The sequence below is a fragment of the Alkalihalobacterium sp. TH-98 genome (assembly GCF_057473385.1).
In genome coordinates, this window is the sequence record NZ_JBYCKM010000009.1 from 1 (window position 1) to 24,759 (window position 24,759).

At 37.7% G+C, this 24,759-nt stretch carries 25 protein-coding genes; 1 reads left to right on the forward strand and 24 read right to left on the reverse strand.

Going from position 1 to position 24,759, the window contains the following annotated elements:
* Positions 1 to 170: 170 nt before the first annotated feature.
* From hepT to AC2VNP_RS03275, 16 genes are all read right to left on the reverse strand, one after another.
* Positions 171 to 1,142 carry a heptaprenyl diphosphate synthase component II gene (gene hepT, locus AC2VNP_RS03200; RefSeq protein WP_486915970.1) on the reverse strand — a complete coding sequence of 324 codons (972 nt, stop codon included), beginning with the start codon at positions 1,140 to 1,142 and terminating at the stop codon, positions 171 to 173.
* Between the two features lie 15 nt (positions 1,143 to 1,157).
* Positions 1,158 to 2,015 carry a menaquinone biosynthesis protein gene (locus AC2VNP_RS03205; RefSeq protein WP_486915971.1) on the reverse strand — a complete coding sequence of 286 codons (858 nt, stop codon included), beginning with the start codon at positions 2,013 to 2,015 and terminating at the stop codon, positions 1,158 to 1,160.
* The gene (locus AC2VNP_RS03210) at positions 2,012 to 2,617 is read right to left on the reverse strand and encodes a UbiX family flavin prenyltransferase (RefSeq protein WP_486915972.1); all 606 of its coding nucleotides are present in this window, start codon (positions 2,615 to 2,617) and stop codon (positions 2,012 to 2,014) included. Before AC2VNP_RS03210 ends, AC2VNP_RS03205 begins: the two co-directional genes overlap by 4 nt.
* Positions 2,614 to 3,477, reverse strand: a complete 864-nt coding sequence (locus AC2VNP_RS03215; RefSeq protein ID WP_486915973.1) for a UbiA-like polyprenyltransferase — start codon at positions 3,475 to 3,477, stop codon at positions 2,614 to 2,616. The genes AC2VNP_RS03210 and AC2VNP_RS03215 overlap by 4 nt, the downstream gene beginning before the upstream one ends.
* A gap of 38 nt (positions 3,478 to 3,515) precedes the next feature.
* Entirely contained in the window at positions 3,516 to 4,217 is a 702-nt protein-coding gene (locus AC2VNP_RS03220) for a demethylmenaquinone methyltransferase (RefSeq protein ID WP_486915974.1), read from the reverse strand.
* A 3-nt stretch (positions 4,218 to 4,220) separates the two neighbouring features.
* Positions 4,221 to 5,027: a heptaprenyl diphosphate synthase component 1 gene (locus AC2VNP_RS03225; protein WP_486915975.1), complete on the reverse strand. Its 807-nt coding sequence runs from the start codon at positions 5,025 to 5,027 to the stop codon at positions 4,221 to 4,223.
* A 186-nt stretch (positions 5,028 to 5,213) separates the two neighbouring features.
* On the reverse strand, positions 5,214 to 5,432 hold the full coding sequence (gene mtrB / locus AC2VNP_RS03230) for a trp RNA-binding attenuation protein MtrB (protein ID WP_486915976.1): 219 nt from the start codon (positions 5,430 to 5,432) through the stop codon (positions 5,214 to 5,216).
* Positions 5,433 to 5,530: 98 nt separating this feature from the next.
* A complete protein-coding gene (gene folE / locus AC2VNP_RS03235; RefSeq protein WP_486915977.1) occupies positions 5,531 to 6,100 on the reverse strand; it encodes a GTP cyclohydrolase I FolE in 570 nt (189 codons plus the stop codon).
* A gap of 194 nt (positions 6,101 to 6,294) precedes the next feature.
* Entirely contained in the window at positions 6,295 to 7,773 is a 1,479-nt protein-coding gene (spoIVA, locus tag AC2VNP_RS03240) for a stage IV sporulation protein A (protein ID WP_486915978.1), read from the reverse strand.
* A 333-nt stretch (positions 7,774 to 8,106) separates the two neighbouring features.
* Complete coding sequence (locus AC2VNP_RS03245) at positions 8,107 to 8,847, reverse strand: hypothetical protein (protein ID WP_486915979.1); 741 nt, start codon at positions 8,845 to 8,847, stop codon at positions 8,107 to 8,109.
* A gap of 21 nt (positions 8,848 to 8,868) precedes the next feature.
* Positions 8,869 to 9,072, reverse strand: a complete 204-nt coding sequence (locus AC2VNP_RS03250; RefSeq protein ID WP_486915980.1) for a DUF2768 domain-containing protein — start codon at positions 9,070 to 9,072, stop codon at positions 8,869 to 8,871.
* Positions 9,073 to 9,290: 218 nt separating this feature from the next.
* The gene (locus tag AC2VNP_RS03255) at positions 9,291 to 9,545 is read right to left on the reverse strand and encodes a stage VI sporulation protein F (protein WP_486915981.1); all 255 of its coding nucleotides are present in this window, start codon (positions 9,543 to 9,545) and stop codon (positions 9,291 to 9,293) included.
* Between the two features lie 146 nt (positions 9,546 to 9,691).
* The gene (locus tag AC2VNP_RS03260) at positions 9,692 to 10,735 is read right to left on the reverse strand and encodes an NAD(P)H-dependent glycerol-3-phosphate dehydrogenase (protein WP_486915982.1); all 1,044 of its coding nucleotides are present in this window, start codon (positions 10,733 to 10,735) and stop codon (positions 9,692 to 9,694) included.
* Positions 10,736 to 10,950: 215 nt separating this feature from the next.
* Positions 10,951 to 11,559, reverse strand: a complete 609-nt coding sequence (gene plsY / locus AC2VNP_RS03265; RefSeq protein WP_486915983.1) for a glycerol-3-phosphate 1-O-acyltransferase PlsY — start codon at positions 11,557 to 11,559, stop codon at positions 10,951 to 10,953.
* Positions 11,560 to 11,718: 159 nt separating this feature from the next.
* On the reverse strand, positions 11,719 to 13,032 hold the full coding sequence (der, locus tag AC2VNP_RS03270) for a ribosome biogenesis GTPase Der (protein ID WP_486915984.1): 1,314 nt from the start codon (positions 13,030 to 13,032) through the stop codon (positions 11,719 to 11,721).
* Positions 13,033 to 13,192: 160 nt separating this feature from the next.
* Positions 13,193 to 13,840 (reverse strand): YphA family membrane protein, encoded by a 648-nt coding sequence (locus AC2VNP_RS03275; protein WP_486915985.1) that lies wholly within the window; start codon positions 13,838 to 13,840, stop codon positions 13,193 to 13,195.
* Positions 13,841 to 13,938: 98 nt separating this feature from the next.
* On the opposite strand from AC2VNP_RS03275, the gene AC2VNP_RS03280 reads away from it, so the two are divergent.
* Positions 13,939 to 14,070 carry a YpzI family protein gene (locus tag AC2VNP_RS03280; RefSeq protein ID WP_275116908.1) on the forward strand — a complete coding sequence of 44 codons (132 nt, stop codon included), beginning with the start codon at positions 13,939 to 13,941 and terminating at the stop codon, positions 14,068 to 14,070.
* Between the two features lie 65 nt (positions 14,071 to 14,135).
* On the opposite strand, the gene fni is transcribed toward AC2VNP_RS03280, so the two are convergent.
* The 8 genes from fni to metH form a co-directional block, all read right to left on the reverse strand.
* The gene (gene fni, locus AC2VNP_RS03285) at positions 14,136 to 15,188 is read right to left on the reverse strand and encodes a type 2 isopentenyl-diphosphate Delta-isomerase (RefSeq protein WP_486915986.1); all 1,053 of its coding nucleotides are present in this window, start codon (positions 15,186 to 15,188) and stop codon (positions 14,136 to 14,138) included.
* Positions 15,189 to 15,197: 9 nt separating this feature from the next.
* Positions 15,198 to 16,346 (reverse strand): 30S ribosomal protein S1, encoded by a 1,149-nt coding sequence (gene rpsA, locus AC2VNP_RS03290; RefSeq protein WP_486915987.1) that lies wholly within the window; start codon positions 16,344 to 16,346, stop codon positions 15,198 to 15,200.
* Between the two features lie 102 nt (positions 16,347 to 16,448).
* Positions 16,449 to 17,030, reverse strand: coding sequence for a lysophospholipid acyltransferase family protein (locus AC2VNP_RS03295; RefSeq protein ID WP_486915988.1), 582 nt, complete (start codon positions 17,028 to 17,030; stop codon positions 16,449 to 16,451).
* 5 nt (positions 17,031 to 17,035) lie between these two features.
* Complete coding sequence (gene cmk / locus AC2VNP_RS03300; protein WP_486915989.1) at positions 17,036 to 17,707, reverse strand: (d)CMP kinase; 672 nt, start codon at positions 17,705 to 17,707, stop codon at positions 17,036 to 17,038.
* 154 nt (positions 17,708 to 17,861) lie between these two features.
* Complete coding sequence (locus AC2VNP_RS03305; protein ID WP_486915990.1) at positions 17,862 to 18,530, reverse strand: flagellar brake protein; 669 nt, start codon at positions 18,528 to 18,530, stop codon at positions 17,862 to 17,864.
* A 92-nt stretch (positions 18,531 to 18,622) separates the two neighbouring features.
* Positions 18,623 to 19,978 carry a germination protein YpeB gene (ypeB, locus tag AC2VNP_RS03310; RefSeq protein WP_486915991.1) on the reverse strand — a complete coding sequence of 452 codons (1,356 nt, stop codon included), beginning with the start codon at positions 19,976 to 19,978 and terminating at the stop codon, positions 18,623 to 18,625.
* Between the two features lie 16 nt (positions 19,979 to 19,994).
* Positions 19,995 to 21,125 carry a cell wall hydrolase gene (locus tag AC2VNP_RS03315; protein ID WP_486915992.1) on the reverse strand — a complete coding sequence of 377 codons (1,131 nt, stop codon included), beginning with the start codon at positions 21,123 to 21,125 and terminating at the stop codon, positions 19,995 to 19,997.
* Positions 21,126 to 21,298: 173 nt separating this feature from the next.
* A complete protein-coding gene (gene metH / locus AC2VNP_RS03320; RefSeq protein WP_486915993.1) occupies positions 21,299 to 24,745 on the reverse strand; it encodes a methionine synthase in 3,447 nt (1,148 codons plus the stop codon).
* Positions 24,746 to 24,759: the final 14 nt, after the last annotated feature.

Consider the following 24,759-nt stretch of genomic DNA (forward strand, 5'->3'; position numbering starts at 1 on the left):
AATATAATATTTCCCTAGTTCCTCTTTTTCTTCTTTTCTTTGTTGTGCTGTCTACCCACAACCCCACCCCCCCCCCCCACCACTCTCTCAAACCACTACAACAAAAAACGCATGTGGCTGCTAAGGCGAACATGCGTAAGTCATTTATATATGAAACATAGGTCGGTTCATTAAAACTTTCGTTTCCCTATGTAACTTGCAATTTCATGTAAATACTTCTTGGCATCAATGTCCGGTAATTCTTCTAAGCATCTAAATGCCTTGTTTAAGTACATATCACTGATTTGTAGAGAATATGCAATTCCACCTGAATTTTTGATCTCATCCAAAACATTTCTGATGTCTAATTTATCAACATACGGATCATCGAGAGTTTCCATGATGAGGCGCTTAATTTCTGGATCTTTGTCCATTGCATATAAGGCAGGTAATGTGACATTCCCTTGTAAAAGATCACTGCCAGCCGGTTTTCCTAGTTGTTTCTGTGTACCGATGAAATCTAGAACATCATCTGTAATTTGAAAGCTCATACCGACAAAATAGCCAAAATAATATAGGCGCTTTTGGATATGTAATGGAGCATTAGCTGCAATTGCTCCTAATTCGCAGCTCACTGCAATTAATAGAGCCGTTTTTCTCTTAATGCGTCGTAAATAGTTTTTAAAGTTTTGATTCCAATTATATTGATCACGTATTTGTTCCACTTCCCCAATACACATCTCCATCATCGCGTAAGAGAGTATTTGATGAATCCTTGGGTTTTCAAAATACATTGATATTTCAAGTGCCCGCGCGAAAATATAATCTCCAGTATACATAGCGACACGGTTATCCCACTGTGCTTTAACGGTTCGCTTACCTCTCCGAGTTTCGGCGTCATCAATGACATCGTCATGAACTAATGACGCCATATGAATGAGTTCGAGTGGAACCGCAATATTCTTTAATGAATGAATATCATAATCACCAAATTTTCCTGCTAACAAAACAAAGACAGGACGTATTCTTTTTCCACCTGCTTTGAGTAGTTGAGTGGAAGCTTCACTTAGAGTGACATGATCTGCTTGGACTGTCACCTCTAAGTCTTTCTCGATGATGTTAATATCCTTCTGTAATTTATAATATACGTCTGCTAATTTCATTTCTTCCACCCTAAACTACATGGAATGACAATGGTCAAAAGCACTCCATAATGAAATAGTTTGTACCTTTTTCTTTAAATAGCCTAAATCATATGCTAATTGATAATAATAATTTAGACCTTTTAACATCTGATCATTAAGATCATACGATAAACCTTTGAAATATTGTTCCCAGAACTGTTGACTACCACCAAAGTTATTTCTAATACTATCGATCATCGGTAGATAGTTGATATCAATACTTTTTCTTTTGCTACTAATAAATTGTTCATATAATACACTCAATTTTTCAGTTTCTGCCTGAAGCACTTCATTTCTCACAGCAAAGACCGCATAAGTCATTGGTAATCCCGTATGTTCATACCATAGTTGCCCTATATCATACATATAATATCGATCTGATTTATTCCAAACCGTTTTAATTGCATCATCGCCTATTAAGAGGCACGCATCATGTGTTTCAAGCATGGATTCAAAATTTGGCTTCATAACATCATATTCTACTGAAAACTCATAGAACCGTTCTAATATAATTTTAAGTAAGTGAATGGTCGTCGCTGAGCTAGATGTTAAGGCAACGGACTTTTCGTTTAGCTCTTCAATCGGTACCTTTGAAAATAAAAAAAGTGACCCGACTCTGGAATACGCAGAAACAGATAAGTTCGGTAAAAGTGTGTAACGGTCAAAATTTTCTCCATAAGCAAATGATGAAATCCCACCAACATCTACTGCTCCGTTTGCCATACCACGATTTAATTCGGCTGGAATTTGCGGAACAAAACGACAATCTAGATCGCTTAATTTTTGGCGATCTAGATAATAAAAAATAGGTAGAATGTTGGTATAGGAAATTTCCCCGACGATTAATGTCACTTTTGATCCCCCCAACGGGTAAAGAGTTCGTGCCCTACACCTAAACTGTCTAACGCCTTTCCAACAACAAAGTTTATTAGGTCGTCCATCGACTTTGGCATTTGATAAAAGGCTGGCATTGCTGGTAGGATTTTTCCACCAACTTTTGATATTTTTAACATATTTTCTAAGTGAATCTGGTTTAACGGTGTTTCCCTCGGCACAATGATTAATGGACGACCTTCTTTCAGCATGACATCCGCTGTACGTTCTAATAAATTCTTAGAAGATCCATGAGCAATCCCTGACATGGTCCCCATTGAACACGGAATAACTATCATGCCATCATTTTGATAGGAACCACTAGCAATGGGTGCTGTGAAATCTTGAAGAGTGTGATAGGAGAACTGTTCATCGTTCTCTTTAAATAATTGCTTGATTACTTCGTTCCGCTTAGATGTATCTAATTCTAGTTCTTCACGAAACACTTGCCATCCTGCTTCAGTTACGATTAAGTGCACTTTGTAATCTTGTCTTAGCAATTCTTGAACAAGTCTAACACCATAAATAGCGCCACTTGCTCCAGTTATACCAACCGTATAAATTCCATCGAATTTTTTCATAATAGTAAGTCTCCTATAGTAAATACTAACATGACAATACTAATTATTCCATTCATTGGAAAAAACGCTACACCTACTTTGGATAAATCGTCCTCTGATATAATCATATGCTCGTACACCATAATTCCACCAGCAATAAGGACGCCTATCAGATAAATCCAACTTAATGGACTAACAAAGAACATAGCTAACATTGCAATAAAACTTAATACATGAAGACCTCTAGCAATTTGTAATGCTTTTTTTATACCGAAGTAACTTGGGATCGAATATAGGCCTGCTCTTTTGTCATAATCTGCATCTTGTGTTGCATAAATTACATCAAAACCTGCAATCCAGAATACTACTGCTAAAAATAAAAATGCTGCTACCCAAGGTAGTGTACCCGTCGTACCGACCCAGCCACCTAATGGCGCAATTCCAATTGTAATTCCTAATACAATGTGACAAGCCCATGTAAACCGCTTTGTATACGAATAGATAAAAAGAAAGAATACGGCTATAGGTAATAAATAAACAGCAAGTAAATTTAATTGGAAAGAGGAATAAATTAAGAGTGCAAAAGATAAAATAGTAAACCCAATAACCTCTAGTTTTGAAATAAGATTGGCAGGGATTGCACGGTCAGCCGTTCTAGGATTGTGCTTATCAATTTTCTCATCAATTAGACGATTTAAGGCCATAGCTGCACTTCTTGCTCCAACCATTGCTAATGTGATCCATATCCAATGATGAAGTGTCGGCCAAGAACCGTTCACCATTATACTGCCTACAACTGCACCTAAAAATGCAAATGGTAAGGCAAATACTGTATGCTCAAATTTGATCATTTCCAAGATGATTTTTATTTTTCTAATCACTTTATTTTCCCCGATTCTACTTCTCTCTTTGAAGATTACTATTTTATTCCTAAATGCATAGCACATACTCCGCCTGAATACGATTTAACTTGTACATCTTTAAAACCAGCCTCACGGAACATGTTAGCCAGTTCTTCTTTACCAGGGAAGTTCAATGTCGATTCTTGCAGCCATGAGTACTCATCATAGCTTTTTGCAAAAAGTTTTCCAAAGATCGGCATGATATATTTAAAATAAAAAAGATATAATTGCTTAAACCCGAAAAGTGTTGGTTGAGACGTTTCTAGACATACGACTTTTCCACCTGGTTTTAGAACACGATGCATCTCTTTCATAACTGTCATATAGTCAGGTACATTTCTCAAACCAAAACCTATTGTTACATAATCAAATTGATTGTCTTCAAATGGAAGTTCCATTGCATTTCCGTGAAGAAGTTCCACTTGTGAAAGTTTAGCATCTTTAACTTTCTTTTCACCAATCGTAAGCATATTTTTGCTAAAATCTAAACCATAGACTTTCCCTTTCGGTCCGACAGCTTCAGCCATTGACATTGTCCAATCTGCTGTACCACAGCAAACGTCTAATGCCTGACTGCCTTCTTTTACTTGCATTATTTTCATCGTGTCTTTACGCCAAGCTTTATGGCGTTGAAAGCTAATAACCGAATTCATCATATCGTACTTTTTGTAAATCGACTCAAAAACTTGGTGTACGCGTTGTTCTTTTGTTTGTGTCATTATTTACCCTTCTTCCGCAACTTTTTCACTGTAGTTTAATGGCGAGAAAAGTCGTTCCATTTGTTTCATTATAACATCATGTTGAAATAATGGGTCTTCTAAAAGCTCCTCGACCTTTTCTTTTCTTTCACTAATTTTTTCGTTAATGAGTTGCAAAACTTCATCATGTGTTGGGTTATATTGTTCAGGTTTCGATTGCTTGTGGTCATTTATAAGAGCTCGTACAATCGGCAATTTTCTACCTTCTAACCATTGACTTCGTTCGGAAATCAGTCTTTTTAAGAAGAAGAATTCAGAAATTGCTAGTTTCCATTTTGGCAACTGAAAGTGTTCTGCTATATTTTGTAAAATGGCAGATTCAATGGAACATATATCCCGATGAGTTGCTTCAAATGTCAAGTTTTCATTCTGATAGATGTTCATTTTGTGCTCGTTAATTTCTTGAATGGATATACTAAATAAGCGGATCATTGACATTTGACCGGAATGTGCCAGCAGATAGTAATACAAGCTGCTAAAATAATCACCAGCGAGAACAGTCAATTGACGATTTTTCTTCACATAGTCTGAATTAATTTTATTGAGGGAGACTTTTTCGTGTGTGTTAAGAGCTGCATCAACCAATGTGGAAGCCAACGCAATATTGTTAATGTCAATTTCGGGTACTTGCTCAGATAACATTGCATATATAAATCGAACCTTGTCTTCATCGATATCTGGTTTTTGTATATATTTTTGTAAAAATGTGTGTTCAGTGAGCGAAAAAAATTTCTCTTTACATTCGTTCACCAGTTCATTAAAATCATTCATTTATATAGTCCCCCGTTAATCTTTTGTTGCTCATGTTATTTTTCTGTATTCATTAACGTCGAACTATATTATAGCATAATTGTAAAACGTCAATAAACACGTTTACAAAAAGTCACTATGAATTTCATTATGGAAGCCTTACCTTTTTATAGAAACACTAAAAGAAAGCAGGGGAAACCTGCTTTTCTATACTTCAGTATCCATCTCACCATGACTTGTTTGAATTACTGCCTTACCACGAACTTTTATCGCAGATGTGTGCTCTGTAAATTGAGCAATCATAATCTCACCTTTATCTAATTTCTCTAGATGATGAAACCTCGTATCGGATCCCCGCGTTAAACCGATTACATTTACCCCGTCTTCTTTTGCTTTAATCAAGATAAAATCTTGTTTCGAACTCATTCAAAAGCCCCCTTCTTAAAATTCTTTATCATTAAGAGCTTTAATATAAACTTACTATCCCTTATTCCCTACTATTTGTCAATGACATAAAGTACTTCTTATTCTTTAATAAAAGATAACACTTCAGCACGTGCTGATGCATCCTCAGCAAACGTTCCTCTAACAGCCGAAGTAATCGTTTTTGAACCTGGCTTTCTCACACCACGCATTGTCATACACATATGCTCAGCTTCAACAACAACAATTACTCCATGAGGGTCTAATTCTGTAACTAATGCATCCGCAATCGTAGAAGTAATTCGTTCTTGGAGTTGAGGTCTTTTCGCAACTGCATCAACTGCACGGGCAAGTTTACTTAAACCTGTAACTTTTCCACCTCTAGGAATATACCCAACGTGAGCTTTTCCATAAAAAGGTACTAAGTGATGCTCACACATTGAAAAGAAAGGAATATCTTTTACGAGCACGATTTCTTCATGATCTTCTCCAAATACCGTTTGAAAATGTTCTGCAGGATCTTCGTTCAAACCACTAAAAACTTCCGCATACATTTTTGCTACACGTTTAGGTGTATCTTGTAAGCCTTCACGACTCGGATCTTCACCGATGGCTTCTAATATCATCGTAACAGCTTGTTGAATTTTTTCTAAGTCAAATTTATTATCCAAAATAAATGCCTCCATTCAAACACTTAAGTCAATCATAATATGTAAGCTTAGAAAATTTTAGCACAAGCATCACATGAAAAGCAAAAAAAATGATTTGAACTTATCCACAATAACACAACAAAATAGAATAAAACGGTGCCAGGCACCTTTAGCGGACTAAAGGTGCCTGGCACCGTTGTTTTTTATTGTTTTTGTTATAGGATAATGGCGATTAATCCGCCTGATCCTTCGTTTATAATTCTTTCTAATGTTTCTTTCAACTTGTATCGTGCATTTTCAGGCATAAGTGACAATTTCGCTTGAATACCTTCTCGAACGATCGAATTTAGTGACCTTCCGAAAATGTCAGACTCCCAAATCGATAATGGGTTATCCTCAAAGTCTTGCATCAGGTAACGTACCAGCTCTTCACTTTGTTTTTCTGTACCAATAATTGGCGCAAATTCTGATTCAACATCTACTTTAATCATATGAATGGACGGCGCAACTGCTTTTAATCGAACGCCAAATCGAGACCCTTGACGAATGATTTCAGGCTCATCTAAGCTCATATCGGTAATTGCCGGTGCAGCAATTCCGTAACCTGTTTGTTTTACCATACGAAGTGCTTCGGATACTTGATCATACTCTGCTTTCGCGTGAGCAAAGTCTTGCATCAACTGAAGCAAATGATCTTTACCTCGAATTTCAACCCCGACCACTTCTTTTAAGATTTGATCATATAAATCGTCTGGAGCGTAAAGATCAATTTCAGCTACACCTTGCCCCATTTCGATTCCGGCCAGACCCGCTTGGTCAATAAAATCATATTCTCCAAATTGTCCAACAACACGGTCAACATCACGAAGACGTTTAATGTCTTTTACTGTACTTCTTACAGCTTCTTCATAGCTTTGGCGTAACCAATGCTCTTCTTTTAATACCATTACCCAGCTTGGAAGGTTTACATTGACTTCATGCACTGGAAATTCAAAGAGTACTTCTCTTAAAACGTTGTTAATATCACTTTCTGTCATGCTTTCAATACTCATGGCAAGTACCGGTACATCATGGCGTTCAGAAATTTCCTGACGAAGTAGATCTGTATCAGGGTGATGCGGTCTAACACTGTTTATAACTACGATAAACGGTTTCCCGACTTCTTTTAACTCCTCAATTACTCGCTCTTCCGCTTCAAGATAATCATAACGCGGAATATCTCCAATTGATCCGTCCGTTGTAACAACAACACCTAAAGTAGAATGTTCTTGAATGACTTTTCTCGTTCCAATTTCTGCTGCTTCTTGGAACGGGATTGGTTCTTCATACCAAGGCGTGTTAATCATACGAGGACCGTTTTCATCCTCATAACCTTTAGCTCCCGGAACAGCATAACCTACACAATCTACTAACCGAACATTTACATCTAATCCTTCATCAACATGAATGGAAACTGCAGTATTCGGAACAAATTTCGGCTCAGTTGTCATAATCGTTTTACCAGCAGCACTTTGTGGTAATTCATCTTGAGCTCTAGCTTTGTCACCTTCATTTTCAATGTTGGGGATTACAACAAGTTCCATAAACTTTTTTATAAAGGTAGATTTACCTGTTCGAACTGCCCCTACCACTCCTAGGTATATATCGCCACCTGTACGTTCAGCGATATCTTTGAAAATATCAATCTTTTCCACGTGATCCCCTCCCGATCATGTATAAATTTAGAAGTTTAAAATCTAGCACCGTAATTGTTGGACATTACATACTTATGTTGTTGTCCAAAAAATATGACAACCCTTAAAAAAAGAATGAAATATTATAAAAAAGATATGTGTTGCACGGTGCAGACAAACTTCAGTATTTATCATCGTTATGAAGAACGCATTTAATCGTAAACTACAAAAAAATGCTCCTTCCTCTTGTATGTATATGACCATCTAACAACTTTATAACCCTTTAACTTATAAAAATATAAAAAAGTGCCAGGTATCTCTATGATTAAGAGAACCTAGCACTGTTAATATTTTTTAGTTTGAAACCCTTCCATATACTAAATCCATAAAATAAACAGGGTCACCTTGTTCATCAATCGTATATGGAATGGAAAACGCCGGTACAAATGGAGAATTTTCAACGAGTATTTCTCTGACGTCATCGCCATAAGTATAGGAATGTTCAAACTCTTGTAAGGCCATATTAATATCCATACGGTAGTCAATTAATATTTGACCACTATTATCTATAAGTAACGGTAAGTAATTTCCAAAGTAAGGAGTTCTTACAGTTGGTGGTTCTTTGTAATTCAATTTTTCAAACTGTAGAGAAAACAACCCTGTATCTAGCATTTCATCAATTGGGGCCAAATCATTTTTACGCATATATTGATTCAACTGACCTTGCAGCCTTTGTATCTCACGCATTACAGAAAGATCTAGAAGTTTTACCTCAACCTCATCTTCTACATTAACTAAAACGTACTGATAAAGCCCGCCGCTTTCAAATGAATTCCCCGGTGGATTTTGCAAATAGCGGGGGACTAATTGTCTAAAATCTACAGGATACTTCTGGTAGATTGGTGTATCAATATCTCTGTTCTTTATTGGTAGAACCCCTGTATCTTCTTTAAATTGGGTAACAGCCTGTTGAACAGACAGCAATTGGTCAGGATAAGGGACTTGGTTTTCTACACGCTGTTCACTTGGATAAAGGCATCCAGTTAATAACAGTACTCCTATCGTCATAAATATGATTCCAACAAAATTCTTCATGCATATCAATCCTATTTCTTGTTATAGTGTAGCAGTTGGTCCCCCAATTACAATTAAAAATACGATAAGTCCAGAAACCACGAGACAAATAAAAGAAAATGTAAGAACGATTCCTCTAAAAACACCTCTAAGTTTTAATTTACTAAATACTGCTGTAGCAACAGAAATAAACATTAAGATCATTGCAAAAAATGAAATATACATATTTATCATAGCTTGTGACATATCATCAACCTCCTTAATAACAAAATCTATTATATCATATCAAAACTTTTCAATGAATTGAATACTTGTCCAAAAAGAAAAAAGTTGGAGAATAGGGGCACCTATTATCTCCAACCTGACTAAATCCTTCACCCTCAGTGACAGCCTTGATGATAGCCGTTCGATACATTATATGCTATAGGTGCTTTCTTGTCTTATACAGGAGCCTATTCCTCCACCTATTTCTTACCAAACATTTTCGATAAAGACCCAAAATCCATTGGCATGTTATTGTTAATAATCGCTTTCACAATTTGATCTTCTTTTTCTTTTGAAACCGGTTTGTTTGCCAATTTAGCAACTTGCGCTATTAATTGACGAACTGTTTGCTCATCTTTTAAGTTCGCATTACTAACCGATTGCGCCAGCTTAAAAATATCTTCTTGCTTAACATTTGTTTTCTTTTCAATGTTATCAAAAAAGTTATTAGACAATGTATAGTCCTCCCTCATGAGTATTGTCATCATATCGTATGCGACATCAATTTCGCATGTGCATGAATACTCATAAATAACAGAAGAACAAACTGGTGGCTGGATTTAGCTCGCACTGGTTGACAGCATCTAACTGTTTTTATAACTTACTGCTCTCTATTTTGATTTGGAAGTAAACCGGAAAAGTCTTCCCCTTCATGTTTTTTAACTCGACCCATTAATTCTTCGACAGCGTCATCTGGTTTCTTGTTATTAAATAGAACTTCGTATAAAGCACTTGTAATAGGCATATCAACATCCACTTTTTGGGCAAGTAAAAAAGCAGCTTCTGTTGTACGAATTCCTTCAACTACCATCCCCATTTGATCAAGTACATCATCAATTGACTTTCCTTTACCTAACATATTCCCAGCTCGCCAATTTCGACTATGTACGCTTGTACAAGTCACTATGAGATCCCCTAAACCTGATAATCCAGAAAATGTTAACGGGTTTGCACCAAGCTTAATACCTAACCTTGTTATTTCGGCTAAACCTCGCGTCATCAGAGCGGCTTTAGCATTATCACCAAATCCTAATCCATCCGTTAACCCTGCACATAAGGCGATTATATTTTTAAGCGCCCCACCAAGTTCCACACCGATTAGATCTACATTCGTATATACGCGGAAACTTTGGTTCATAAATAGGTCCTGAGCTTGCTCGGCTGCATTCATATCCAACGACGAAACGGTTACAGTTGTAGGCTGACGTTTACTTACCTCTTCGGCATGACTTGGTCCTGATAAGACTACAATTGAATTAGAAAAGCCAGCTGGAAGCTCTTCTGCAATCATTTCTGAAACTCGTTTTGATGAAGAAGGTTCAATGCCTTTACTTGCATGGATAATCGGCACACCATCTTTAAGGTAAGGTTTGACCGCTTGCATAACTGTTCGCATAGACTTCGTCGGAACAACGAGTAATATAGCTTCGCTTCCCGTTAAAGTCGCTTTAATATTTGTATATGCAGTAATATTGTGAGGTAAATCTACGTCAGGTAAATACTTCACATTTGTATGTTTTTCATTTATTTCCGTTACTTGATCTTCTCTTCTTGCCCACATTCTTACATCATGATGATTATCTGCTAACACCATGGCTAAAGCGGTTCCCCAACTCCCCGCACCTAAGACAGCTATTTTTGACATATGAAAATTCCGGTAACTAACAAAGAGCAGCAAAAACTTATGTTAAAGCTGCAAAATTCATTACCAGAATTACACCTCCTTAATTAACTTCTCGGTTTATTTAACTCTCTATGTTTTCTTTACTAATTAAACTTACAGCCACTTAGTTTAAGTAAAATGAATGAAAGGGAGAAAAGATTTTCTCCCCTAAAAAACTTGAATGGTTACATCTTTCGTTAAGTTGTCGCTTTTTTACCCAGTTTACTTTCTGTTCCTTGTATAAGGCGGACGACATTTTGACGGTGTCTCCAAAAGGATAGAATGGTGACGATCAAACTTAAGTAAAAGTAAGCCATTGGATATTGATAAACATTAGCAAGCAGAATCGTAGCAATCGTAGTCGCGACCATAAAAAGCAAAGACCCTAATGAAACAAAACGGGTTAAAGCAATGGTAATTATTGCAACTGCTCCAGCTATTAAAGCAGGAATGAATACAATTGAAGCCATTACACCAATCGTTGTAGCCACACCTTTTCCACCCCGAAACCCGTAATAAACGGGCCAGTTATGTCCAAGAATAGCAGCTAAACCCGCTAGAGCAGGTGCCCATCCTGGACCAAGTATCCACAATGTGACCAATACGGCAAGGATTCCCTTTGCCGCATCTAATAACAAGACAGTAACTGCTGGTCCGACCCCAAGTACTCGCAGTGTATTTGTTGCTCCTGCATTCCCACTCCCATGTTGTCTAATATCAACCTTTTTGATTTTTTTCGTTATGATATAACTGAAACTAATTGAACCAATTAAGTAAGAAATAACAAATGCAATTATAATTTCCATTTAACTCTCCCCTACTGATTATAAAGTGAGTGCCCAGTTTTCACTCGTTCACATTACACTGGGCGCCATTTCGTCTATTTTTAACCGAACGGCTTCAGCAACCCATTCCCCTAAAGTTGCCTACGTTGTTTTAATCAATAGTCTTCAGTTTAACCTAACTTAGTCACTTTTTTTACGAGCAAAGATTTTAATTGGCGTTCCTTCGAATTCAAACGTCTGCCTCAAACGATTTTCAAGAAAGCGCTGATATGAAAAGTGCATAAGTTCAGGTTCGTTTACAAAGAAAACAAAGGTCGGCGGTCCAACAGCGACCTGTGTAGCATAATTAATTTTTAGACGCTTGCCTTTGTCTGTAGGTGTTGGATTCATGGCAACAGCATCCATTACCATATCATTTAAGACACTAGTAGACACACGTAGATTATGGTTTTCAGAAACTTTTTGAACCATTGGTAAAATATGTTGTAATCTTTGCTTTAATTTTGCTGAAGTAAACAAGATAGGTGCATAACTTAAAAATAAGAAATGATCGCGGATTTTTTGCTCAAAGTTCTGCATCGTCTTATCGTCTTTGGCAATGGCATCCCACTTGTTGACAACAATAATTACAGCTCGTCCTGCTTCATGAGCGTATCCTGCAATCTTCTTATCTTGCTCGATAATACCTTCTTCTGCATTTAAGACAACTAAAACAACATCTGAACGTTCAATAGCTTTTAAAGATCTAAGGACACTATACTTTTCAGTTGTTTCATACACTTTTCCACGTTTTCGCATACCAGCTGTATCTATTAGTACATACTCTTGGTCATCACGTTGGAAAGGTGTATCAATCGCGTCTCTTGTCGTTCCCGGAATATTACTAACTATAACTCGTTCCTCACCGAGTAGGGCATTAACTAAAGAAGATTTCCCTACATTTGGACGACCAATTAATGATATTCGGATGGTATCCTCATCATACGGATCTTCTTCTTCGTCAGGGAAGTGCTTGATAACTTCATCCAATAGGTCACCTAAACCGAGTCCATGAGAACCCGAGATTGGAATAGGTTCTCCAAGCCCTAAAGAATAAAACTCATAAATTTTTTCTCTTTGTTCAGGATTATCTATTTTATTAACTCCAAGAACTACAGGCTTTTTCGACTTAAATAACATTTTCACTACTTCTTCATCAGCCCCTGTAATTCCTTCTCTCCCATTAACAATAAAGATAATTACATCAGCTTCTTTAATTGCAAGCTCAGCTTGCTCACGCATTTGCACCAATAATGGTTCATCACTAAGTTCTATACCGCCTGTATCAATTAAATTAAAATCCCGATGCAGCCATTCTCCAGAACTATAAATACGATCACGAGTTACACCTGGCATATCTTCAACAATTGCAACTCTTTCCCCAACAATTCGATTAAAAATCGTTGACTTCCCTACATTTGGACGACCAACGATTGCAACTACTGGTTTGGGCATACTTTCACTACCTTTCTTTCTATAGTTAAACATTACAAATAATGTATTTGTCGTGCGGATGATTTTGGCAACACAACTAATCTATTCTAACAAATATAGTTGCTATTCGACAATTAGATTATTTTAAACAGCCTAAATATCATACATCGCTGTAATAGTATTAACGAAAAACACGGATATCTTTCTCTCTTGATGCAGGTAGTTTTCTTACATATTGACCCATATACTCACAGAATTGCTCAAAAGCATGCCAGCTGATAATAAAAAACGAAGCGATGGCGATCAGATCAAAAAAAGTTGCCGTTCCAAGTAATTGCACCCCATATATACTTGAAAGAAAATTTTTAAACAATAACTCTCCTTGAATTAGGCCTGAGACTGAAATGACCAGCCTCCCACGTAAATCCTTTACTAACACAACTGTAATAATTGCCACAAGAGCGGAAATCACCCACATTTTATCAACAAGTAAAAACATCACAGGATCATAAAGTTCAACGAGATGAAGCCCTGCAAACAAAAATGTTAATATCATTGATATAAATAACATGTATAACATCATAATCGAGTTATATTTTGAAATAAACCAATAACAAATGAACGAAACGAGTAAATAAGCATAAGAAATTTCGTACATACCTATTGTGAAAAACTTATTAAATAAAAAAATGATTACAAGTAACCAGAAAGATATCCACGTTCGTTTTTTGGACTTCCTTAAATAAAAGGTACAAATAATCCAGCTTATCCACATAAACCAAATAAACCAAATGCCCTCCATGCGCTCATCACCACCTAACCTTAACATTATGTACAATTCTAAAAATACTAATCATTTATGCATAAAACTTACAAGGGTGTGAGACACTACTCAGGATTCTTAGAGATAAGTAAGGAGGGAATAGTATGGGAAAAGATCGCCAAGAGCGGAAATTAAGAAAGTCAGATAAAGTGGAACTAGACAGAGACCAGGATTTAAAATATGGTGGTGCAACAAAACTCGAAGGACCAGAAGAAGCACGTAAACGCCAGCGATAATTAAAACTAAAAAGACTTAAAGCATAATTAAGAAAAGAGGCTCTACAGCCTCTTTTCTCTGTTTCCTACCTCCGACTAAACTCATCAGTAGAGAAACCTCTTTGTTGAAGCCAATGATAGGTTTGCCCACTTATGACAAGTGGGACCTTTTTTAATTCATTAACATTTTCCGCACCTAAAGCCGTCATAAGCATTTTAATCTCAGAATGCATACTTTCAATTTCCTTAACTAGTGTCTCTTCACCATCATCTAATAATATTTTAAGAAAATAGCCTGCTAATCCAGTGGCCGTTGCACCTAGAGAGAGTGACTTAACAATATCGAGAGCATTCTGAATTCCACCTGAGGCTATTACGTTCATAAAAGGTTGACTCTTTACAACTTCAACGATGGAGGCGGTGGTTTGTATCCCCCAGTCATTAAAAAATTGCAGTACCTTTTCTCGCCTCATGTTTTCAATTTTAGAAAAGTTAGTTCCGCCAAATCCGCCAACATCAACAATAGATACACCGGCATCAGCTAATTTTTTCGCTGCTTCTTTACTCATCCCATATCCTACTTCTTTAACAATGACAGGAACAGGTAATGCGCACACTATCTTTTCTATCCGGTCAATAGCACCTGAAAAGTCTCGATCTCCTTCAGGCATAACGAGTTCTTGAACAACGTTGAGGTGGATTTGTAAAGCATTCGCCTCAAGCATATCAACAGCTATTTTCGCTTGTTCAACAGTTGCTTCGCTCCCTAGGTTCCCGATGATGACACCTTTTGGATTTACTTTTCTTACAATACTATATGATTCACGTTCTTCTACGTTTTTAATCGCAGCCATCTGCGAACCAACCGCCATACCAATGTTTGCACGTTTAGCTACTTCGGCTAAACGTTGATTTACATCTTTCGTACGCTCGCCGCCGCCACCTGTCATTGCATTGATAAAAATCGGCGAACTCATAACAAGTTCGCCGATAGTCGTAGATATATCAACACGTTCACTATTCATATTAGGCAAGCTTTGGTGAACAAACTGCACATCATCAAATCCATGCTTTTTTTCTTGCCCCGTTTCGATCGCATGAGCAATATGTTCATTTTTTCTTACAGAACGAAGTGTCAATGTAATCACCTACGATTTATACTTTTTTAATTGATCTCCAATCATATCTCCTAAAGAAAAACCTGAATGTTCTTCTTCATTTTTGGTATATTGTTCTGGAACTTCTTCCACTGTATCTTCTTCTTGTAATGCACGAATACTTAAAGAGATACGTTTTTCACCAAGGTTAATATCAAGTACTTTTGCTTCAACCTTATCACCTTCTGTAAGAACTTCTTGAGGTGTACCGATATGACGATTAGCAATTTGTGAAATATGAACAAGTCCTTCTACTCCTGGAGCTACTTCAACGAATGCACCAAACGAAACTAGACGCTTTACAGTTCCTTCTACAACATCACCAGCTTTAATTTCACCTGCAACTGTTTCCCAAGGGCCAGGCAACGTATCTTTTAGCGAAAGAGAAACTCTCTCTTTTTGAGCATCTACCGATAACACTTTAACTTTTACTCGGTCCCCTTCTTTGACAACATCTGAAGGTTTTTCAACACGATGGTGTGCCAGTTGTGAGATATGTACCAGCCCATCCACACCACCTAGATCAACGAATGCACCAAAGTCTGTCAAACGTTGAACAGTTCCTTCTACAACATCGCCTTCATTTATAGAGCTTAGGACAGATAATTTTTTATTTGTAACTTCTTCATCGAGTACAGCACGTTGAGATAGGATCAACTTATTGTTTTCTGGCTCCATTTCCACAACTTTAAGACGAAGTGTACGTCCTTTATAATCTGAGAAATCCTCTACAAAATGTCTTTCAACAAGTGACGCAGGAATAAATCCTCTCACTCCTAAGTCAACAACCAGCCCACCTTTAACAACATCAGCTACTTGAGCTTCAATCGTTTCTTGATTTGCAAACTTTTCCTGTAACTCAGTCCATGCTTTTTCTGCTTGTACTGCACGTTTTGAAAGTACAAGTTCATCATCCTGCACTTTACTTACCTTTAACTCTACTTCATCTCCAACATTTAATACGTCACTTACTTTTTCGACGTGAAGACTTGACAATTCACTAATTGGAATAATGCCATCAACTTTGAAACCAACATCAACAAAAGCTTGTTTATCCTCTACTTTTGTAACTTTACCAGTTACAGTATCACCTACGTTAAAAGCTTTAATTGTCATTTCACTGTTCATTTCTTCCACCATGACGATTGCCTCCTTCAATGTCCAGCATCGGGACGAATATTACAATTTTTTATTACACCTTTCACGATGTGAAAGAGCTGTATCATTTCAATAATTATATAGTTACTTGTGCTTATGTAATAACTCCGCAATTGCTTTCATAATATAGTCAGTCACTTCACCTGACGAAGCTTTAGCAGCACGTAAGCTCTCCATTTCCAATGGTTCACCGTATATAACCCTCAACTTACTAAAAGGTTTATAGCTTCCAATAATCGCACAAGGAATGACCACTGCATCGGTACGCAATGCAAAAAAACCAGCACCCGCCAACCCTTTTCCTAACTTACCATCTTTGCTCCTTGTACCTTCCGGAAAAAGACCAAGTGCTTCTCCTTCTTTAAGGATTCTCAACCCTAGTTTTAATGCTTGCTTATCACCGGCCCCCCTTTTTACAGGAAAGGCACCAACAGCTGTAATTAAACGGCCTAATAAGGGAACCTTAAATAGTTCTGCTTTGGCCATATAGTGAACTTTTCTCGGTACATATGAACCTAAAAAGGGCGGGTCAAAATTATGAATGTGATTACTACAAAGTAAAACAGGTCCTTCTTTAGGTATATTGTCTAATCCTATTGTTTCGACACGATAAGTTGTAGAGAAAAATGACCTGCACAACCCTCGTCCAAATACATATAAATTCATGAAATTTAGAACCTCTCCTCAACTAAATGTAATATATTTTCAACCACTTCAGGTATTGACATATGTGTTGAGTCAATTACAACCGCATCAGATGCTTGTTGCAATGGGGCAAACTCACGATTTGAGTCTAATTCATCACGCCTAGCAATCTCCTCTTTTAACTGTTCGAGGTCTGAAGAAAAACCTTTTTGAACATTTTCTTCATGTCTTCTCTTCGCTCGTTCTTCTACTGAAGCAGTTAAAAAGACTTTCACTTCAGCTTGAGGTAAAACATGAGTACCGATGTCTCTTCCATCCATAACGGTGCCGCCACTTTCAGCCATCTTTTGCTGTTGCTTGACCATTTCAAGGCGAACTCCTTCATGGCTGGCTACAATTGACACAGTATTTGTAACTTCACTTGATCGGATTTCTTCGGTAACTTCTTTCTCATTCACGTAAACTAAAGTACCTGATAAAGTAGGTTTAAGTATAATTGAAATCTTATCAAGTAATTCCCTTAGCTGTCCGCCGTCCTTAGGGTCAATTGAGCGTTTTAAGGCACAATAGGTTAACGCACGGTACATTGCCCCAGTATCGATATATAAATAGGATAACTCTTCAGCTACCATCTTTGCCACTGTGCTCTTTCCAGCCCCTGCTGGTCCATCTATTGCTATATTTGATTTTCGTTTCATAATCCACCTCTACTACGATCCATCTTAGTTGTGAAATTTTTTATTCCAATAAAGGTAAAATAATCTAATAACACTATCATATCATACCACATTGAGCTAACAAAGGTCTAACGATTGTAACTAATAAACAAATCTTCTTAACATTCTAATAAATTTATTGCGCCCGTTTCATCGCTAATTGTTTCTCAAAGCAAAAGCGAATAACCTTTTGGCGATCTTGATCTTTAATATCAACAAATTGTAAAGATACACGGTCATTTGAATCTGGTGTTGTTTTAAAGATTCTAACGATTTTACTAACAACAGGCACATAATTAATTTCTCCTGATTGCATATGAAGAACAAACCAGCAATGAACTAAACCACTAGGTGGCAGTATCTTTCCGGGTGGAAGTGTTAGCGCTGCTCCTCCACCACTAATATCCATTGTTACCGCAGTGAACGGATCAAAAGGAACTTCCTTTGGATGAACTGCAACATCTACAGAAGTGTTAATTCGAACGTAGTTTCTTCTTTGTGTTCGAATGTATGAGGCAATACCAGGGTCTAAGAGGATGAACATTGGGATGTTTGCTCTCCTCCGTCCCTGTAACGCAGTCTCAAAACTATATATCGCCTGATCTTTACCGACATACCAGGCATTAAATTGAAAGCCTTCATAGAAAAAGCCTAATTTTCCAGTTAACTCATTCATCGGATGGTCAACAATAAGCGTATTTTCCCCTTTATCTACTAAGCGACATTTAAATAAAACTTCTTGATCTTCTAATCCTTCTAGGTCATTTTTTGGCTCAAGATGGATCGTAGTTCCTATTTCTATCATAGGAAAAATCCTCCTCAATATGTACATTTCTTCCCTTATTATCGCATGAATTTAGAAAAAGAAGAAGCAATTATTGCTTCTTCTTGTAAAAATTATGAAAGATTATAAACTGGTTCTGCATTATCTAATTTTTCTACTAACTCTTCTTGACCATCTTCAACATTAATGAATATACGGTACGTATCATTATCGATTACACCATAAAATTCATAACAAAGTACCTCTTCACCTAGGTCATTTACAATTATAGCAAGGTTATCTTCCATCACTTCAAGTTTTCCATTTAAATGATCTCGTGCTTCCTCTATTGTTATGTTAGGCTCATCGAGATCACGATCATCCCTGTGGTTTAATAAATAGTCCTCTGCTTCATAAGCAATAACATCTCCATCATCTAATGCGACTTCGATGACGATATGGTCAGCATATACACGTACATTATCTTGTACATAAGCAAATTCAAAAGCACCAATCGAGTCGTATTGTTTACTATCTACAAGCTGCATTCCTTCAATGCCATTTCTCTCTAAAAATTCTTTAGCATTTTCAGCCGCTTCATTCAAACTAATATTACGTTCAGCAATTTCACGATATTGAAGGAACCAGAGAACGTGTCCTCCACTTTCGGTAATATCCATAAAGTAGTTAGTTTCATGATTTGGATCGTCGATTGTCAGGCTATATGCCTTATATGCTAAACCCTCACCTGTTTCAGCCACATGCACCTCAACAGTTTCGTCAATCCCAATAAATTCTAACGCTTTTTGTCTTGCCTCTTCTTCATTGATTTTCTCACCATTCAATCTCTCAGCTAAATCTTCATCATTAAATGCATCCATTTGGGAAAATCCTGCGCCCCATTCAGTCTCACTATAACCTGTAACCTTTTCATTCACAGTTTCAAATCCGTTGATAACTGTATTATCTATTGGTTCATCTAAAGCTTGAAACTCTTGCTCAATATCCATCCATAGCATATTATTTCTTAACAATGATGCCTGAGCTTTTCGCAATTCATTTCTAACATCTGTCGACATATGATACAGGTGCTCAAGTGTATCGTATTCCTCGTCTGATAATGGATCCGTTTCTAAATCACGAACAGACGTTTTATAACTAAAATCTCCTAAATCGTGAAGAAATTTTTCCGCTTCATGAATTTCCATCATTCCAAGCGGAAGCTGTCCAATTTCACTTTGCGCATGTGAAGTAACTCTCCAAATATCCGCTAGCTTAGGTGAAATGTGGCGCTTCGTATTCATTGCCAAGACAGCTCCTAAATCATCTTCGATCTGATCCACATGATAAACGAGAGTATGGAAAGCTCTTTGATAACCAGCTTCTACATTGTTTGCCAGCAGTGCATTTTGTTCATGTTCAGTATATCCCCAATACGAAGTTGCAATTAAACCTAGTGCTAATACTCCAATTATTATCGAACGAATCATTTACATCACCTCCAACCTATTTAGCAAATACATGTTTCCCAATTGTTTTAATTTGCGGTCTTGACCAAACCCAAGGAGATCTCGCTGTAGCTGGGTTAAAAAAGTACAATGCATGACCTGTTGGGTCTTGGCCATTAATTGCATCCATTACTGCTCTTCTTGCTTCTTCACTCGGGTTATTATAAATTTCACCGTTTGCAACTGGTTCGAACGCACGCGGCTCATAAATAACTTCAGAAATAGTATTAGGGAAATCCTCACTATTTACACGATTGAGAATAACCGCCGCTACCGCTACCATTCCTACATAAGGCTCACCACGCGCTTCCGCATAAACACATTGAGCCATAAGTTGAATGTCATTATCACTAAAGCCTGCCGGGACATTCATCGCTTGCTCAATATTAGGTTCGTCTCCTGCCGGTGCATCTGGTGTTTCTTCAGCAGGTACTGGTTCTTCTGGTGCTGGTGCTTCCACTTCTGGCTCTGCAGGCGCTTCTGGTGCTGGTGTTGGCTCTGCAGGCGCTTCTGGTGCTGGTGTTGGCTCTTCTGCAGGTGCCTCTTGTTCTGCTGGTTGTTCTGCTGGTTGTTCTGGCTGTTGCTGTGGTGCCTCTTGAGCACGTGCATCTGGCGCTGGAGCTGGATCAGCTGGTCGCTCTTCTCTCGGTGCTGGTTGAGCTTGCTGGCGCGCCTGCGGCTCTTCCTTAGGTGCTCCTTTTTGAGCTTTTTGCCCTCGACTACCTTTAGGTCCTTTTTGAATTTCTAGAGGAGTTGTACCATAATGAGTAAAAGAACGCCCTTCATTTAACGCTTTATGAACAAATTCCTTATTGAAGTTCGTCGTCCGTTCTAACCTCTCTTTCATTTGTGGGCCTACGAGACCATCTACATCGAGACCAAATTCATTTTGATAATTACGTACAGCCCAATACGTACTCCATCCATATACTCCATCGATCTTCTGATTATAAAAACCAATGTATTGAAGTCTTGCTTGCAGCTCAACAACATCGTCGCCAGTTGCTCCACGCTGGATCACTTGGTCTGTAAACGCTTGAGCTGTCGGCTGTAAAACACCCCCGAAAATGATAGTAAAGCAAATTATTGAAACAAGGGGGTATTTTAACTTGTTCGCCATTGTCTTCATGATGTTCTTACCTCCTTAATTATGTTGCTTTTTCTTAATCATGGATATTTAACCATTTCGTATGGTTATTGTTTGTACTTGACCACTTTTTATACAAATTCACGTAATATTTGACAACATGATCTTTTTTTCACAAAAAAAGAATGCCGAAAACCGACATTCCTTTCTGGCTTTTATATTGAAGAAAGTACATTGAAATAGCGACCTTCAGGATGAGAAAATACCATTGCAGTAACCGACGCTTCCGGTTCCATCATAAATTCTTCAGTCAGCTTAATTCCAATCTTTTCAGGTTGTAGAAGCTTAAATAATTTTGCTTGATCTTCTAAGTTAGGACAAGCCGGATAACCAAACGATACTCGAACTCCTTGATATCTAGCAGAGAAGCGATCCTCCATCGTCATTTCAACTGGATCTGGAAACCCCCATTGATCTCTCATCAGTTGGTGCGTTCTTTCCGCAAACCCTTCAGCTAGCTCAAGGGCAGCCGCTTGAATCAAGTGACTAAACAAATAATCTCCCTCATCTTTGGCCTTCATCGCTTTTTCACGAACACCAATACCTGCTGTTACAGCTAAAAATCCAACATAATCCATTTCCCCACTGTCTACAGAACGAATATAGTCCGCTAAACATAAATAAGGTTCATGGTTTTGACGCGGAAATGAGAACCTTTCAATTTCCGTCTTTTTATCTTCCGGATCATAAATAATTACATCATTGCCATCACTTTGTGCTGGGAAAAATTGATACATTCCACGTGCTTGTAATAATCCATTTGTTTTAGCTTCATAAAATAAACTGTCTACTTTATCTTTTAATGAATGTGCTTTTTCATCCCCTTCAGAAAGTAAGCGACTTACTTTTCCTTGCAAACCTAAATGTTTTCCGAGCAGCATTTGTAAATTTACATAAGGTTCTAGGTGTGAGATTTTATAATCTCTCAGTATATGTGGTTGCAAATCATTCGGCTCTTTTATCGGAACTTCTTTAGACACTTTTGAACGAGGAATGATCGTCTTTATTTCTTTGATTACCTTGGTTTCCTCATTATCTTTTTGTAACAATTTCGCGCGCTTTTCTTCTTCTAACTTGGTTCGTTCTTCTTCTTTTACAAGTTTGTTCGCCAGGTCAAGACCGTTCATTGCATCTTTGGCATATAACACAACACCGTCATACTCTGGTGAAATCCGATTATCAGTAAACTTTCTCGTTAATGCTGCTCCCCCAACAAGAATAGGAATAGAAATATTTTGTTCTTTTAAGTCTTGAGCAGTCAAAACCATTTGTTGAGCTGACTTCACTAGTAATCCCGATAAACCAACTGCATGCGGTTTTTCTTTCTTAATCGCCTCTATTAACTCATTGGATGTTACTTTAATTCCGAGGTTCACAATTTTAAAACCATTATTACCTAGAATGATCTCGACTAAGTTTTTACCGATATCATGAACGTCTCCTTTGACGGTAGCGAGTAGTATCTTTCCTTTCCCATGATCATCAGACTTCTTCTCCATATATTGCTCAAGGAAAGCCACTGAAGCCTTCATCACTTCAGCACTTTGCAGCACCTCAGCGACGATTAACTCGTTGTTATTAAATAGACGACCTACCTCATCCATCCCGTTCATTAACGGACCATTTATTATGTCTAACGGGTCAGAATATTTTTCTAAAGCTTTTGATAAATCTTCAAGCAGCCCTTCCTTCGTCCCCTCCACAATGTAACTTGCTAAACGCTCTTCAAGTGGTAAGTTTGAAGTTTGGACTTTCTTTTCAACTTTTTTCCCGCGATAAAAAGCAGTAAATTCTGCTAGGGTTTCATCATTCGTATCAAATAATAGCTTGTCAGAAAGTTGCTTTTCTTCTTCTGGTATCGAAGCGTAACGCTCAAGTTTTTCTGTATTAACAATCGCATAATCCAGTCCCGCTTGGGTACAGTGATATAAATACACCGCATTTAAAACTTCTCTCCCGACAGGAGGTAATCCAAAAGATACATTACTAACCCCTAGTATCGTTAAACAGTCAGGGTACGCTTCTTTAATGAGTCTAATACCTTCTACTGTTTCTTTTGCCGAACCAAGATATTGTTCATCTCCTGTTCCAACCGGAAAGACGAGTGGATCAAATATTATATCATTTGGCTTTAAACCGTATTTATTTACTAATAATTCATACGATCTCCTTGCTACTTCAAGTTTCCGTTTAGCCGTTACAGCCATACCCTCTTCATCAATTGTTCCAACAACTACTGCTGCACCGTATCGATGAATAAGCGGCAACACTTTTTCAAACCGCTCTTCACCGTCCTCTAAATTTATAGAGTTAATAATGGCTTTCCCTTGTGAATAAGTGAGTGCGAGTTCAATCACTTCTTCGTCTGTCGAATCGATCATCAAAGGAACTTTTACTTTATTAACTACATATTTTAAAAACTGCTCCATATCATCTTTCTCTTCTCGGTCTGGGTCAGCCAAACAAATATCAATTATATGAGCACCCTTTTTCACTTGAGCCCTAGCAATTTCAGAAGCTTCTTCATATAGACCGTCAGCAATTAATGTTTTAAATTTACGTGAACCAATAACATTGGTTCTTTCACCGACAAATAACGGTCTCATGCTATCGTCATAAACGAGCGGTTCGATTCCTGCAACAGCATGAGGGTGACCCAAGTTCACTTGTCTTGGCTTATAAGCTGTCATTGCTTCAGCCATTGCTTTAATATGAGCAGGTGTCGTACCACAGCACCCGCCAACTAAGTTCAGCCAACCTTTTTCAGCAAATGCTGTCAACTTTTTCGTAAGAGACTCAGGTGTTTCATGGTATTTACCATCTTCATCAGGTAATCCAGCATTCGGATAACAACTTACATATGATGTAGCTAAATCAGATAATGAACGAATGTGATCTTGCATAAACTCCGGCCCTGTTGCACAGTTCAGACCAACCACTGTTGGCGTCATATGCTCAATTGATAAATAGAATGCCTCAATGTTTTGTCCAGCTAAGGTCGTTCCCATTGGCTCAATTGTTCCCGATATTAAGATAGGTAACTTAACATTTAATTCATTAAAGGCGCGCTCCATCCCTAGATACGCAGCTTTTACATTTCTAGTATCTTGACTTGTTTCAAGTAATAGAACATCCACTCCGCCTTTGATAAGACCAATTACTTGCTGTTCATATGCTTCAATGAGTTGATCAAAAGTCACGCCGCCAGTAACTGAGAGCGATTTTGTTGTCGGTCCCATCGCTCCTGCCACAAAGCGGGGGTGTTCTGGAGTTGAGAACTCATCAGCTACTTTCTTTGCAATTTGAGCTGCCTTAATATTTAACTCTTCAGCTAAATGTTGTAAATCATAATCTTCTAATACAATATTTGTTGCACCAAATGTGTTTGTTTCAACGAGATCGGCACCAGCCTCAAAATAAGCACGATGAATATGTTCTATTACATGAGGAGCTGTTATATTTAAATACTCATTACACCCCTCATACTCCTCTCCACCAAAGTCCTCAGCTGTTAAATTCGCATCTTGAAGCATTGTACCCATTGCACCATCAAGTACAAGGATTTTTCTCTCTAATTGCTGTTCAAACTGGCTCTTCCCCATAATATCGTTCCTTT

What these genes read in the sequence shown, in the direction of transcription:
- hepT (WP_486915970.1), bottom strand. Translation starts at nt 1,142, where the DNA reads ATGAAATTAGCAGACGTATATTATAAATTACAGAAGGATATTAACATC.
- AC2VNP_RS03210 (WP_486915972.1), bottom strand. Translation starts at nt 2,617, where the DNA reads ATGAAAAAATTCGATGGAATTTATACGGTTGGTATAACTGGAGCAAGT.
- AC2VNP_RS03220 (WP_486915974.1), bottom strand. Translation starts at nt 4,217, where the DNA reads ATGACACAAACAAAAGAACAACGCGTACACCAAGTTTTTGAGTCGATT.
- AC2VNP_RS03225 (WP_486915975.1), bottom strand. Translation starts at nt 5,027, where the DNA reads ATGAATGATTTTAATGAACTGGTGAACGAATGTAAAGAGAAATTTTTT.
- mtrB (WP_486915976.1), bottom strand. Translation starts at nt 5,432, where the DNA reads ATGAGTTCGAAACAAGATTTTATCTTGATTAAAGCAAAAGAAGACGGG.
- AC2VNP_RS03245 (WP_486915979.1), bottom strand. Translation starts at nt 8,847, where the DNA reads ATGAAGAATTTTGTTGGAATCATATTTATGACGATAGGAGTACTGTTA.
- AC2VNP_RS03250 (WP_486915980.1), bottom strand. Translation starts at nt 9,072, where the DNA reads ATGTCACAAGCTATGATAAATATGTATATTTCATTTTTTGCAATGATC.
- AC2VNP_RS03260 (WP_486915982.1), bottom strand. Translation starts at nt 10,735, where the DNA reads ATGTCAAAAATAGCTGTCTTAGGTGCGGGGAGTTGGGGAACCGCTTTA.
- plsY (WP_486915983.1), bottom strand. Translation starts at nt 11,559, where the DNA reads ATGGAAATTATAATTGCATTTGTTATTTCTTACTTAATTGGTTCAATT.
- der (WP_486915984.1), bottom strand. Translation starts at nt 13,032, where the DNA reads ATGCCCAAACCAGTAGTTGCAATCGTTGGTCGTCCAAATGTAGGGAAG.
- AC2VNP_RS03275 (WP_486915985.1), bottom strand. Translation starts at nt 13,840, where the DNA reads ATGTTAAGGTTAGGTGGTGATGAGCGCATGGAGGGCATTTGGTTTATT.
- AC2VNP_RS03280 (WP_275116908.1), top strand. Translation starts at nt 13,939, where the DNA reads ATGGGAAAAGATCGCCAAGAGCGGAAATTAAGAAAGTCAGATAAAGTG.
- rpsA (WP_486915987.1), bottom strand. Translation starts at nt 16,346, where the DNA reads ATGGTGGAAGAAATGAACAGTGAAATGACAATTAAAGCTTTTAACGTA.
- AC2VNP_RS03295 (WP_486915988.1), bottom strand. Translation starts at nt 17,030, where the DNA reads ATGAATTTATATGTATTTGGACGAGGGTTGTGCAGGTCATTTTTCTCT.
- cmk (WP_486915989.1), bottom strand. Translation starts at nt 17,707, where the DNA reads ATGAAACGAAAATCAAATATAGCAATAGATGGACCAGCAGGGGCTGGA.
- AC2VNP_RS03305 (WP_486915990.1), bottom strand. Translation starts at nt 18,530, where the DNA reads ATGATAGAAATAGGAACTACGATCCATCTTGAGCCAAAAAATGACCTA.
- ypeB (WP_486915991.1), bottom strand. Translation starts at nt 19,978, where the DNA reads ATGATTCGTTCGATAATAATTGGAGTATTAGCACTAGGTTTAATTGCA.
- AC2VNP_RS03315 (WP_486915992.1), bottom strand. Translation starts at nt 21,125, where the DNA reads ATGAAGACAATGGCGAACAAGTTAAAATACCCCCTTGTTTCAATAATT.
- metH (WP_486915993.1), bottom strand. Translation starts at nt 24,745, where the DNA reads ATGGGGAAGAGCCAGTTTGAACAGCAATTAGAGAGAAAAATCCTTGTA.